The following is a 12,073-nucleotide window of genomic DNA, read 5'->3' on the forward strand; positions in this document are numbered from 1 at the left end:
TATCAGGCGGCCGTCAACGGGTCTTCACTTTTTGTGAAGAGTCGGTTTCCCGCAACCGTGCACCGGGCCAGCGGCCTTCGTGCACGAGCTGACGCGCGACATCGGCAAGGACCACGCGCGCAGCGAGCCCGGCCGGCGACAGTTCGTCATCGGAAATGCTCGCGATCAGGTTGGGCCGCCGCGCGTATTTCTCCGCGACGGGCACGCTCGTCAGCGTCGCGTTCTCGCGCCTGGCGAGTGCTGCGCCCGGCTGGATGGTCGCCCCGATGCCGGTGCGGACGATGTCCATCAGCAGCGCGAGGCCGTCGACTTCGGCGACGATGTTCGGCTCGTATTCGGCGCGCTTGAACGCCGATGAAAGCAGCGACCGCAGCCCGTGCGTACCGCTGGGGAGAATGAGCGGCAGCTTGCCGAGGTCGGTCAGCCGGATCGATCCGCGTGTCGGCATCCCGTCGAGATCGGCCGCGCCGATCAGGAACAGCCGCTCGTCGAGCAGCGGCTGCACGCTCCAGCGTTGCGCGGACTCTTCGCGAAACAGCACGGCGAGATCGATCTGGCGCGCACTCAGCATCGATGCGAGGTGACCGGACAGACTTTCGACGAGATGGAGCCGCACATCGGGATAGCGCGCGCGCATCGCCTGCATGAACGCCACGCCGAGCACGCTCGCCGTGCTCGGCGCCATGCCGACGCTGACATGGCCCGACAGACGCGCCGAACGCGCGGCGAGCGCCGCATCGTCGATATGACGCAGCGCGAGTTGCGCCTGACGCCAGAACGCCAGCCCTGCGTCGGTCGGAATGACGCCGCCCGACGTGCGCTGCAGCAGCCGTGTGGACAGTTCGCCTTCGAGACGGCTGATCTGCTGACTCAGCGCCGAGGTCACCACGCCGAGCTCCAGCGCGGCCTTGCCCATGCTGCCGTGTTCGACGACGCTGAGAAAATAGCGTAGTTGTCTGAGTTCCATTCCGCGATCGGACAGAGGATGACGCGCGTATTCTGACAGAACGTCGACGACGGTCTTTCGCGTCGCGCGGCGGACTTTGCTGAGGGACTTGACGCTGCAAGCGCCGCAGCCGCAAGGGCAACGCTTCGAACCGCATCGGCACGCCCGCGCCGCTGCGCAAGCTCGCGACTTTGCTTATCAGAAATCGATGTTTCCCGCGCGGCGCGAATCGATCGACACTTTGCTGCTCAGGCAGCACCGCGGCAGCAATGCGTGCTGGCCTGCGCCCTTCCGTTCAACGACGCGTTTCGATTCATGAACCGTTTTCTCTCCGACTCGTGGCCGAGCGGTGCGGACCTCGCCGCCGCCGACGGCGACGCCGATTCCGCTACCGCCGAGCGATCGTACGCAGGCGCGCCGGCGTCCGCTTCGTCGATCCGCGCGAACGCCGCCGTATTCGCCGATCCGCGCTCGCACGCGCTGCTCGAGCGAATCCGCGCGGTCGCACCGAGCGACGCGAACGTGCTGATCGTCGGCGAAACGGGCACCGGCAAGGAGCTCGTCGCGCGTCGCCTGCACCAGGCGAGCCGTCGTCGCGACGGCCCGTTCGTCGCGGTGAACTGCGGCGCGTTGTCGACGACGCTCGTCGAAAGCGAATTGTTCGGTCACGAGAAAGGCGCGTTTACCGGCGCGTTCGGCGCGAAGGCCGGCTGGTTCGAAACCGCCGACGGCGGCACGCTGTTTCTCGACGAAATCGGCGACCTGCCGCTGCCGATGCAGGTCAAGCTATTGCGCGTGCTGCAGGAGCGCGAAGTCGTGCGCGTCGGCGCGCGGGCCGGCATTCCGATCGACGTGCGCGTCGTCGCTGCGACGAACGTCGATCTGCAGCAGGCGGTTGCGGCCGGCCATTTCCGCGGCGACCTCTTCTACCGGCTCGCCGTCGTGCAGCTCGCGGTGCCGCCGCTGCGCGAGCGGCCGGCCGACATCCTGCCGCTCGCGCGCCATTTCGTCGACGACTACCGCCGCCGTCTCGGCTACGGGCCGCGCAGCATCGACGCGCGCGCCGCACGCGCGCTCGAATCGTACGACTGGCCCGGCAACGTTCGCGAGCTGGAAAACGTCATCCATCATGCGTTGCTCGTGAGCCGGCACGAGATGCTGCAGCACGCCGACCTGACGATCGCCTCGGCCGGCACGGCCGCTGCGGCACCGCATCGAGGCGAACCGTCTGCGGGCGCGCAGGCCGCACTCGAAGCCGCGCTGCGCGCGCTGTTCGACGAAGGTCACGGCCGACTGTACGAACGCATCGAAGATACCGTGATGCGTGTCGCGTTCGAGTTCAGTCACCGCAATCAGCTTCAGGCCGCGCGCTTGCTCGGCATCAGCCGCAACGTGCTGCGCGCGAGACTGATCCGCGCAAACGAGATCGCCGCGTTGAAGTAAGCGCGCTTCGGTGCCTGACGACCGGGCCCATCCGCTCGCGGCCGGCGCTCGGGCCGCGAGCGCACGCCGCCCGTGGAGCGGCGTGCCGACCTGATGTATCGTGGCACCGAAGCGCGCACCGGCGAGATCCATGGCACTGCTCCACGCCACCGCCGCCACGGCGCGCGCATTCCCGCAACCCGACAGCCCGAGGCGCCGGATCGGTTCGGCCCGCGGGCTTTCATCTGCCCGGAAACCGTCGCCATGAAAAAACTCGTGAACCGTCCGTCCGACGTCGTGCGTGAAATGCTCGAAGGCATTGCGCGACAGTCGCCGCATCTCGCGATGCTCGGCGACGAGCACGTGCTCGTCCGCCGCCCGCTGCCCGAACCGTCGCAGCGCACGGTTGCGGTGCTGTCGGGCGGCGGCAGCGGGCACGAGCCTGCGCACGGCGGCTATGTCGGCGACGGAATGCTCAGTGCGGCCGTGTGCGGCGAAGTGTTCACGTCGCCGTCCACCGACGCGGTGCTCGCCGCGATCCGCGCGACGGCCGGCCCGAACGGCGCGCTGCTCGTCGTGAAGAACTACACCGGCGACCGGCTCAACTTCGGTCTGGCAGCCGAACTCGCGCGCGCAGAAGGCATTCCGGTCGAGACCGTGATCGTCGCGGACGACGTATCGCTGCGCGGCCGCGTCGAGCGCGGACAGCGGCGCGGCATCGCGGGCACCGTGCTGATCCACAAGCTCGCGGGCGCGGCGGCCGCGCGCGGGCTGTCGCTGCCGCGCGTCGCGGCGATCGCGCGCGATGCGGCCGCCGATCTCGGCACGATGGGCGTCGCGCTCGACGGCTGTACGCTGCCGGGCGCCGACCAGTCCGGATTCAGCCTCGCCGACGACGAAATCGAGCTCGGTCTCGGCATTCATGGCGAAAAAGGCGTCGAACGCACGGCGCCGCTGCCGGCCGACGCGCTCGCCGATACGCTGCTGTCCGGGATCGTCGCCGACCTCGTGCTCGATCGCGGCGAACGCGTCGCGCTGCTCGTCAACGGTCTCGGCGCGACGCCCGACATGGAGCTTGCGATCGTGCTGCGCGCCGCCTACGAGAACCTGAGCCGTCGCGGCATCGCGGTCGAGCGCGCGTGGGCCGGTACGTTCCTGTCGGCGCTGAACATGCCCGGCTGTTCGATCTCGGTGCTGCGGCTCGACGACGAGCGGGCGGCGCTGCTCGACGCACCGACGCAAGCGCGCGCGTGGCCCGGCGGCGGCGCCGTCAACGCACAGATCCGCATCGCCGCCGCGGCGCCGCAGGAACCGTCGCCGCCGCCGCTCGACGCGGCGGGCCGCGTGTGGGCCGAGCGGCTGCGCCCGGCGCTGCACGCGGTCGCGCACACGCTGATCGACCACGAAGCAACGCTGACCGAGCTCGATGCCGCCGCCGGCGACGGCGACCTCGGCGCGAGCATGCGTCGTGCCGCGGACGCGATGCTCGCGTTGCCGGAAACCGCGTATGCGACGCCGGCCGGTGCGCTCGCCGCGCTCGGCGCCGCGCTGCGCCGTGCGATCGCGGGCAGCTCGGGCCCCTTCTACGCGACCGCGCTGCTGCGCGCATCGCGGCGCCTGGCCGGCCTCGCGCAGCCGTCGGCACGCGACTGGGCCGCGGCATTGCGCAGCGCAGCCGATGCGATCGCCGAACTCGGCGGCGCCCGTGCCGGTGACAGAACGATGCTCGACGCGCTGGTGCCGGCCGCCGCCGCGTTCGACCGTGCACTCGACGACGGTCGCGACAGCGCCGGCGCGTGGGCGGCCGCCGTCGACGCCGCCGAGCGCGGTGCGCAGGACACCGCGCGCATGACGCCGCGCGCGGGCCGTGCGAGCTATCTCGGCGAACGCGCGATCGGCACGCCCGACGGCGGCGCCATCGCCGTCGCGTACTGGCTGCGCGCACTGCTGCCGCACGTCCGATAACGCGGCGCGTCATTGCCGCGGGCCGCCGGCGAGCGGCCCGCGCGGGTCTTCGGCACGGGGAAAACCCCAATCCCGACATCGTCCTATGACATCGGGCATGGCAAATTGGCGGGATTACTTTGAACCTCGTCGGCGCCCGCCCGGGCGCATGCTGCCAACGAGGATCCCTTATGCGATACGTGCCATCGTGGACTTCCGTCTCCGCGCCGTCCGTCCCGGACGATACGGTTTCCCATCGCGGCGACGAGCCGCACAGCCTGCCGCGCGTCGCGATCGCGGCCGCCGCGCTCGGTAACGCGACCGAATGGTTCGATTACGGGATATACGCGTACGGACTCGCGTATATTTCCGCTGCGCTGTTTCCCGGCAACACGGCCAGTGCGACGCTGTTCGCGCTCGGCACGTTTGCGATTTCGTTCCTGATCCGCCCGCTCGGCGGCCTGTTCTGGGGCCCGCTCGGCGACCGGCTCGGCCGCAAGCGCGTGCTTGCGCTGACCGTGCTCACGATGTCGGGTGCGACGCTGCTCGTCGGCCTGCTGCCGACCTACGCGACGGCCGGTTGGCTCGCGCCGGCCGCGCTGATCCTGCTGCGCATGGTGCAGGGTTTTTCGACCGGCGGCGAATACGGCGGCGCAGCGACGTTCATCGCCGAATACGCGCCCGACTCGCGGCGCGGGCTGTGCGGCAGCTTTCTCGAATTCGCGACGCTGGCCGGCTTCTCGCTCGGCGCGCTGCTGATGCTCGGCTTCGCGCTGCTGCTCGGCGACACGGCAATGCATGCGTGGGGCTGGCGCCTGCCGTTCCTCGTCGCGGCGCCGCTCGGTCTCGTCGGCTTCTATTTGCGCTCGCGTCTGGAAGAAACGCCGGTGTTTCGCGAGCTCGAGGAGCAGGCGCACCGCCGCGAACAGGCCGCGCCGGCCGCGATGCCGATCGGCCGGCTGCTGGTGCGCTATGCGACGCCGCTGCTGCTGCTCGGCGGGCTCGTCGTCGCGCTGAACGTCGTCAACTACGTGCTGCTCGCCTATATGCCGACGTACATGCACAAGTAGCTCGGCGTCAGCGAGAACATGTCGCTGCTGATTCCGCTGATCGGGATGCTCGCGATGATGCTGCTGCTGCCGTTCGCGGGCTGGCTGTCGGATCGCGTCGGCCGCAAGACGATGTGGTGGATCTCGCTCGTCGGGCTGTTCGTCGCCGCCGTGCCGATGTTTACGCTGATGACGCATGGCGTGCTCGGCGCGTTCATCGGCTTCGCGGTGCTCGGCGTGCTCTACGTGCCGCAACTCGCGACGATTTCCGCGATGTTTCCGGCGATGTTCCCGACGCACGTCCGCTATGCGGGCATGGCGATCGCCTACAACGTGTCGACGTCGCTGTTCGGCGGCACCGCGCCGATCGTCAACGACTGGCTGATCGCGCGAACCGGCAATGCGCTGGTTCCCGCCTATTACGTGATGGCCGCGTGCGCGGTCGGCCTGGTGGCGTTGATCGCCGTGATCGAGACGCGCGGATGTTCGTTGCGCGGCGATACGGTGCCGGGGCAGGCACGTTGAGCTGCGGCGACGCGAGTGCGCGTCGGTGAGACGAACCGGACCCGGCTGCGGCCGGGTTCGTCGTTTCCGGGGTCATCGCGGGCGGCATTGTCTTGGGGGGTGTCGTGCTCCGGCGAGGTCGCTCAGGTTCACCAGCTCACCGACGCGAGTTTGGAGCTTGCCGACGCTCGCGCTCGCATAACGCTCAAATTATTTGCATGCGAAAGCGATGCAATTTCTTGCAACGCCGATGCGCCTTGCGTATTCACTGCGCTGGGCAACGCGTCCGGTGTGTTCCGCGTAAATCGGTCGATGTGGAAACATTAGGTCTTCGTAGTTTTGTCATCGTCGCCAACAAACGTGAGGCGCGCTGGCACATGTGCGGCGTCAATCGCCCTCCTCGGCAAATATGCCTTCCGAGTGAATCGGATGCGCTGTCCATCACTTCACTTGCCATCTCGCAACCGGTCGGAACAATTAGAGCAAACAGCCGGCAAAGAGCCGTGATGCTTGGGGCGTTTTCCTATGCCAATCGCTGGTAGACTGCCCAGCCGTGCTCTTTCGCCACTTCACAAAGCCTGTCTAGCGCCTCTCGCTTGGAATATCCGTAGGCGAGTGACCGTCCATCGGACAAGTCATAGTGATACTTCCGATGAGATGCACCGACCTCGTCCGACGGTACGGTTGTAATCGTCATGGTCGCATCCAGAAGCGCACCGTCGACCTGCACGAACAAATGGTCTTTGCTTGCCCTCGCGAGCATTTTCTTGGCCACAGGTTCCGAGCGACGCATAGCCGATTGATGTTTCATCATATCGTCTCATGCTCGCTGCAGGTCCTTCCCGTGAACTTCATCGCTCAAGACCCACGGACCGACCTCCGAAGCCTCATCCTCATATTCCTGAATGATCTTGGCGAGTGCTTCGTGAGGCGTTGCAAAGCTCGGATTTTCTGCATCAAAAAATTCTTCGCTGAGTATGAGTCGGCAGTATCCTTCGTCGTCACGGCAGGCATACCAAATAGCGGCCCACCGGCCGGAATACAATTCGACCAAAACCCACCGGCCGTAATCGCCACGTATTCGTGACTTCAGTTCGTCGACCAAGCTCAATTCGTCGCTCTCTTTTACCTATCGCCGTTCCGTCGCCCGGGTCTCAAGGATTACTCCGTCGTCATTGTACTCGGGTCGACATGCGGCTCCCGGCCGCTACGGGGCCTAATGCGCATGCAGCACCCTTTCACTAGGCCGTGAAGGGGTGCTGCATGCGAGCGCCTGTGCCGACAAAGTCGTTGACGTTTCGCGTTACCACTATCAGATCATGGATCAGTGCAGTGGCTCCGATCAGCTTATCGCCGCCGCTCGCTCGCGCACGCGTTGGACGAGCGCTTCATCCACATTTCGAACCCGAAGACTTGCCCATGATTCACTGCGCATGTTGCACGCTGTCAATGAGAGCATGCCGGGCGAAAAATGCACGTGCTATCAGACCGTCGCGAGCTGCGAGATTGCCCGGCGGCAACCGCTAACACCCTACGCACTTCAGACGCGTTCAATTGACGTAAATCACCGCACTTCTGAAGATAAAAAAACGCCGCCGTACTTTCGTACGACGGCGCCCGTTATGCGCTGCCGCAGCGAGAACGCAAACGGCCGAATCGCGCGCTTACCCGGCCACGGCGAGATTCCGCTCCGCGACCTCATCGACGGCTTCCCGCACGATCGCGACGATCTCGTCGGCCTCCGCACGCGTCATCACGAGCGGCGGCGCAAAACCGAGAATGTCGCCGTGCGGCATCGCGCGCGCGATCACACCGCGCTGCAACGCGGCGGCCGACACCTGCGCGCCGATCTTCAGTGCGGGATCGAACGGCGTACGCGCGTCCTTGTCGGCCATGAACTCGAGCGCCGCGAGCATCCCCACACTGCGCACTTCGCCGACGAGCGGATGCGCACCGAACGCGTCGCGCAGCTTCGCGCCGAAATACGCGCCGACTTCGGCCGCATTGCCGACGAGGTTTTCGCGTTCGAGAATCGCGAGGTTCGCGAGCGCGGCGGCCGCACAGACCGGATGCCCCGAATACGTCCAGCCGTGGCCCATCGGCCCGTGCTCCTGCGAGCCGCGCGCGATCACGTCCCACACCTTTTCGCCGACGATCACGCCCGACAGCGGCGCATAGGCACTCGTCAGCCCCTTCGCGACGGTGATCAGATCCGGCTCGATGCCGAAGTGCTGCGCGCCCATCTTCGAGCCGAGGCGCCCGAACCCGCAGACGACCTCGTCCGAGATCAACAGAATGTCGTGCTTGCGCAGCAGCGCTTGAATCGCCGGCCAGTAGCCGGTCGGCGGTTCGATGATGCCGCCCGTACCCATCACCGGTTCCGCGATGAACGCGGCGATCGTGTCGGCGCCCTCGCGCGCGATCAGCTTCTCGAGCTCGTCCACGCAGTACGCGACGAACTGCGTTTCGCTCATCCCGACCGGCGCCTTCCGGTACCAGTGCGGACAAACGGTGTGCTTCACGCGGTCGATCGGCAGATCGAAATGCTGATGGAAGCTCGGCAGGCCCGTGAGGCTGCCCGTCACGATGCCCGAACCGTGATAGCCGCGTTCGCGCGAGATGATCTTCTTCTTGTTCGGACGGCCGAGCACGTTGTTGTAGTACCAGACGATCTTGACCTGCGTCTCGTTCGCATCGGAACCGGACATCCCGTAATAGACCTTCTTCATGCCGGCCGGCGCCCAGTCGATGATGCGCGACGACAGTTCGATGATCGCGTCGGACGAATGCCCGACATACGTGTGGTAGTACGCGAGCTGCTTCGCCTGCTCGTACATCACGTCGGCCACTTCCGTGCGGCCGTAGCCGATGTTCACGCAGTACAGGCCGGCGAACGCGTCGATATAGCGCTTGCCCTGATGGTCCTCGATGCGGATGCCCTGGCCGCCGCGCACGATCTTGCCGGGCAGCGCGCCGGTTTCGTGGTCGTACGCGTGCGTCGACGGATGCATGAAGTGGGCACGGTCCTCGCGCAGCAGCGCGTCGATGGATTGGGTCATGATGAACTCCTTTTGAATGATCAGGCCGCCGCCGCGACGGGCAGGCCGAGGTTGCCGAGGCAGAAGTACTTGGTTTCGGTGAACGGTTCGAAGCCTTCGATCCCGCCTTCGCGGCCGAGGCCCGACGCCTTCATGCCGCCGAACGGAATCGGCGCACCGGTGAATTTCACGCCGTTGACGGACACCATCGCGAAATCGAGCCGGCGCACGAGCTGGAAAATCGTGTCGATGCGCGTCGCGCACACGTACGCGGCGAGCCCGTACTCGGTGTCGTTCGCCTTCGCGACGACTTCATCGAGCGTGTCGAATGCGCATACGGCCGAGATCGGCGCGAAGTTTTCCTCGTCGTAGACACGCATGCCGGGCCCGGCGTCCGCGATCACCGTCGGTTCGTAGAACCAGCCGCCGAGCGCATGCGGGCGGCCGCCGGCCACGATGCGCGCGCCGCGTGCACGCGCGTCGTCGACACGCGCGACCGTGGCATCGAACGCCGCCTGATGCATCAGCGGCCCGACATCGACGTCCGGCTCGAATGCCGGGCCGGTCTTCAGTTCGCGCACGGCATCCGCATAGCGTGTGACGAATGCATCATAGAGCGGGCGCGCGACGAAGATCCGGTTCGCCGCGCAGCAGTCCTGCCCCGACGTCTGAAACTTCGCAGCGACCGCGATTCGCACCGCCTGGTCGAGATCGGCGTCCTCGGTCACGATGAACGGCGCGTTGCCGCCGAGTTCGAGCGCGACCTTGCGGATGCCCGCACGCGCGACCGTTTCGGTCACGAGACGGCCGACACGCGTCGAGCCGGTGAAGCTCACCGATCGCACGCGCGCATCGCCGACCAGCGTTTCCATCGCCATCTGCGGCTCGCCGAGCACGACGTTGAACACGCCGGCCGGGAAGCCGGCTTCGTCGGCCAGCTGCGCCAGTGCAAGCGCGGAGAACGGCGTCTCGTGCGCGGGCTTCACGACCGTCGTACAGCCGACCGCGATCGCCGCTGCGGCCTTGCGCGTGATCATCGCGGCCGGGAAGTTCCACGGCGTGATCAGCGCGGCGACGCCGACCGGCTCCATCACGGTGCCGAGCTGCGCGCCGTCGATATGCGTCGGTATCGTGCGGCCTGCGACGCGCTTCGGCTCGTTCGCAAACCATTCGACGAAGCTTGCCGCGTAGCGGATCTCGCCGCGCGCCTCGGCGAGCGGTTTGCCCTGCTCGAGCGAGAGCAGTGCGGCGAGGTCGTCGAGGTGGCGCAGGATCAACGCGTGCCAGCGCAGCAGCGCCGCACTGCGCACGGCCTGCGGCGTCCAGCGCCACGTTTCGTATGCACGCTGCGCGGCATCGATCGCCGCGACGATCTGCGCACGCTCGAGCATCGGCACGTGGCCGATGACGGCCTGATCGGCCGGATTCACGACGGCGACCGTCGCGGCACTGTCGCTGTGAATCCAGCGACCGTCGACATAGCACATCGACTTGAACAGAACGGGGTGTCCGGGCAGCATGCTGTGTCTCCTCGTTGGTTGGGCACGAGCTTCATTCTGTCGTGCCGCCGGCTCCGGAAATTTCGGTTTATGCGGCCGGCGCTTGCGGTTTTTTCGGTATTGCCGCGCGCCGGCGCGAAGTTTTCATTGCCAGTCCGGCGCGCCGCCGGATTCGCACTTCACGACCTTCGTCACGATGTACGTGAAGTAGCGCTCGATGCCGAGGTCTTCCATCAGCAGCGCATCGATGAAGCGCTGGTACTGATCGATGTCGCGCGCGACCACATGCAGCACGTAGTCGACGCCGCCGCCCGTCGCGTAGCATTGCGCGACCTCGGGCGCCGCGCTCACGCGTTCCTCGAAACGCCGCATGTCGGGTGCGGTATGACGCGACAGCGTCACCTCGACGACGATGCGGCTGCCCGAGAACGCGCCGACCCAGTCGACGTCGGCCCGATAGCCGCGAATCACGCCGCTTTCCTCGAGCTTGCGCACGCGCTCCCACGCGGGCGAGATCGACAGGTTCACGGCTTCCGCGAGCTTCGATTTCGTGATGCGCCCGTCGCGTTCGAGAATGCGCAGGATCGCGAGATCGTATCGGTCGAGCTTGATCACGGCGTGCGCATCCTATGCAGCGACCGGAATGTTGCGCTCGACGATGTCGGCGACCACCGCGATCGTGTCGCCGGCCTGCACGAGGCCGGGGAAATGCCGCGCGGCCAGCAGCCCGCGCCGCTTTGCGACGTATTCGACCGGTGCGACGCCGGTGCGGTCGATGTCGTGCACGCGCGCGAGCACGTCGCCGGCCTCGACTTCGCTACCGAGGTCGCAACACATCTCGAGCAGCCCGCGATGCTCGCTCGTCGTGAAGCATGCGCCGTCGGGCATGTCGAGCAGCGTCGTCGTACGCGGCGCCGTGCGGGCGACGCCGTCGTCTTCGTTCGGATGCGTCGCGAGCACGCCGGCATGCTCGAGAAACCCGCGCACGCCGCGCTCGGCGATCGCGACGCTCGCCGCGGTCGACGTGCCGCCGCCGCCGAGTTCGGTCGACACGAACACCTTGCCGGCCGCTTCGGCCGCCGTGTCGTACAGCCCGACGCTGTCGAGTTCGAGCATGCGCATCGAATACGGCGCGCCGAACGCGCGCATCGCACGCTCGCAGCGCGCTTCCTGCTCGCGATCGTCGAGCACGTGAATCGCCGCGAACGGCACGAAGTCGAGCGTGCGCCCGCCCGCGTGGATGTCGAGCACGTGCGTCGCGAGCGGCAACAGGTGCCGCTGAAAGTAATCGGCGATCTTCTCGGTCACGGTGCCGTCGGGCCGCCCCGGAAAACTGCGGTTCAGGTTGCCCGCATCGATCGGCGACGTACGGCGCCCGGCACGAAACGCCGGATAGTTCATGAACGGCACGATGATCACGCGGCCCGTCACGTCGGACGCCTTCAGCGAACCGGCGAGCTTGGCGAGCGCGACCGGCCCTTCGTACTCGTCGCCGTGATTGCCGCCCGTCAGCAGCACGGTCGGCCCGTCGCCGCGCTTCACGACGGTCACCGGAATCATCACCGCGCCCCACGCGGAGTCGTCGCGCGAGTACGGCAGCTTGAGGAAGCCGTGCTGTTCGCCGTCCGCGTCGAAGTCGACGGTCGGCACAATCGGTGAAGCACGCATCGG

10 protein-coding genes and 2 pseudogenes are annotated in these 12,073 nt (G+C 67.1%); 4 read left to right on the forward strand and 8 right to left on the reverse strand.

Features of this window, described 5'->3' with window-relative positions:
• Positions 1–13: 13 nt before the first annotated feature.
• Positions 14–967, reverse strand: a complete 954-nt coding sequence (locus BST28156_RS05460) for a LysR family transcriptional regulator (RefSeq protein WP_006405482.1) — start codon at positions 965–967, stop codon at positions 14–16.
• An 88-nt stretch (positions 968–1,055) separates the two neighbouring features.
• Between BST28156_RS05460 and BST28156_RS05465 the strand changes: the two genes are divergently transcribed.
• The 4 genes and pseudogenes from BST28156_RS05465 (at position 1,056) to BST28156_RS05480 (ending at position 5,886) form a co-directional block, all read left to right on the forward strand.
• Positions 1,056–1,265 (forward strand): hypothetical protein, encoded by a 210-nt coding sequence (locus BST28156_RS05465; RefSeq protein WP_038442378.1) that lies wholly within the window; start codon positions 1,056–1,058, stop codon positions 1,263–1,265.
• Positions 1,262–2,389 (forward strand): sigma-54 interaction domain-containing protein, encoded by a 1,128-nt coding sequence (locus BST28156_RS05470; RefSeq protein WP_012464829.1) that lies wholly within the window; start codon positions 1,262–1,264, stop codon positions 2,387–2,389. Before BST28156_RS05465 ends, BST28156_RS05470 begins: the two co-directional genes overlap by 4 nt.
• A 243-nt stretch (positions 2,390–2,632) precedes the next feature.
• Entirely contained in the window at positions 2,633–4,333 is a 1,701-nt protein-coding gene (locus tag BST28156_RS05475; RefSeq protein WP_012464828.1) for a dihydroxyacetone kinase family protein, read from the forward strand.
• Between the two features lie 170 nt (positions 4,334–4,503).
• Positions 4,504–5,886 (forward strand): annotated as a pseudogene (locus tag BST28156_RS05480) (MFS transporter).
• 502 nt (positions 5,887–6,388) lie between these two features.
• On the opposite strand, the gene BST28156_RS05485 reads toward BST28156_RS05480, so the two are convergent.
• From BST28156_RS05485 to doeB, 7 genes and pseudogenes are all read right to left on the reverse strand, one after another.
• Complete coding sequence (locus BST28156_RS05485) at positions 6,389–6,679, reverse strand: hypothetical protein (RefSeq protein ID WP_105758761.1); 291 nt, start codon at positions 6,677–6,679, stop codon at positions 6,389–6,391.
• Positions 6,680–6,685: 6 nt separating this feature from the next.
• Positions 6,686–6,970 (reverse strand): hypothetical protein, encoded by a 285-nt coding sequence (locus BST28156_RS05490; protein ID WP_123876435.1) that lies wholly within the window; start codon positions 6,968–6,970, stop codon positions 6,686–6,688.
• A gap of 136 nt (positions 6,971–7,106) precedes the next feature.
• A pseudogene (locus BST28156_RS34650) lies at positions 7,107–7,217 on the reverse strand (VapC toxin family PIN domain ribonuclease); the annotation flags it as partial.
• Between the two features lie 312 nt (positions 7,218–7,529).
• Positions 7,530–8,924 carry an aspartate aminotransferase family protein gene (locus BST28156_RS05495; RefSeq protein WP_012218442.1) on the reverse strand — a complete coding sequence of 465 codons (1,395 nt, stop codon included), beginning with the start codon at positions 8,922–8,924 and terminating at the stop codon, positions 7,530–7,532.
• A 20-nt stretch (positions 8,925–8,944) separates the two neighbouring features.
• Positions 8,945–10,423 (reverse strand): NAD-dependent succinate-semialdehyde dehydrogenase, encoded by a 1,479-nt coding sequence (locus BST28156_RS05500; RefSeq protein WP_060097117.1) that lies wholly within the window; start codon positions 10,421–10,423, stop codon positions 8,945–8,947.
• A 123-nt stretch (positions 10,424–10,546) separates the two neighbouring features.
• On the reverse strand, positions 10,547–11,017 hold the full coding sequence (locus BST28156_RS05505; protein ID WP_012464827.1) for an Lrp/AsnC family transcriptional regulator: 471 nt from the start codon (positions 11,015–11,017) through the stop codon (positions 10,547–10,549).
• A 12-nt stretch (positions 11,018–11,029) separates the two neighbouring features.
• Positions 11,030–12,070, reverse strand: coding sequence for a N(2)-acetyl-L-2,4-diaminobutanoate deacetylase DoeB (gene doeB, locus BST28156_RS05510; RefSeq protein WP_012218444.1), 1,041 nt, complete (start codon positions 12,068–12,070; stop codon positions 11,030–11,032).
• Positions 12,071–12,073: the final 3 nt, after the last annotated feature.

The sequence above is a fragment of the Burkholderia pseudomultivorans genome (assembly GCF_902499075.1).
Lineage (GTDB): Bacteria > Pseudomonadota > Gammaproteobacteria > Burkholderiales > Burkholderiaceae > Burkholderia > Burkholderia pseudomultivorans.

Bases quoted from the DNA above. Each gene is read 5' to 3' on its own strand.
- BST28156_RS05460 (WP_006405482.1), bottom strand. From the start codon at position 967: ATGGAACTCAGACAACTACGCTATTTTCTCAGCGTCGTCGAACACGGC.
- BST28156_RS05470 (WP_012464829.1), top strand. From the start codon at position 1,262: ATGAACCGTTTTCTCTCCGACTCGTGGCCGAGCGGTGCGGACCTCGCC.
- BST28156_RS05475 (WP_012464828.1), top strand. From the start codon at position 2,633: ATGAAAAAACTCGTGAACCGTCCGTCCGACGTCGTGCGTGAAATGCTC.
- BST28156_RS05485 (WP_105758761.1), bottom strand. From the start codon at position 6,679: ATGATGAAACATCAATCGGCTATGCGTCGCTCGGAACCTGTGGCCAAG.
- BST28156_RS05495 (WP_012218442.1), bottom strand. From the start codon at position 8,924: ATGACCCAATCCATCGACGCGCTGCTGCGCGAGGACCGTGCCCACTTC.
- BST28156_RS05500 (WP_060097117.1), bottom strand. From the start codon at position 10,423: ATGCTGCCCGGACACCCCGTTCTGTTCAAGTCGATGTGCTATGTCGAC.
- doeB (WP_012218444.1), bottom strand. From the start codon at position 12,070: ATGCGTGCTTCACCGATTGTGCCGACCGTCGACTTCGACGCGGACGGC.